Annotated in this window: 1 protein-coding gene; it reads right to left on the reverse strand. The window is 68.2% G+C overall.

What is annotated here, in order from left to right; all coding sequences use genetic code 11:
- On the reverse strand, positions 1-223 hold a 223-nt coding region (locus tag MFF21_RS23880), incomplete at both ends, for an SCO5918 family protein (protein ID WP_238315068.1).

The following is a 223-nucleotide window of genomic DNA, read 5'->3' on the forward strand; positions in this document are numbered from 1 at the left end:
GCGGAAGCTTGCTGGAGCGAGCTGAGGATGCGTACGGGTGCGGCCTCGGGGAGGGTGCGGCAAGTGAAGCCGAGCTGAGTCATGGCCCGGAGGACTTCGCCGGCGCTGAAGTCACGGCGGTCCTGGCGGGTGATGACCTGGCCGACCTGCTTGACGGGGTAGTGGCGGCGGCCGATTATCACGGAATCGCCGGCGACCGGTTCGGGCTTGATGCCCCTCATCG

Source organism: Methylobacterium organophilum (assembly GCF_022179465.1).
In the GTDB taxonomy this organism is placed as follows: Bacteria; Pseudomonadota; Alphaproteobacteria; order Rhizobiales; family Beijerinckiaceae; genus Methylobacterium; species Methylobacterium organophilum.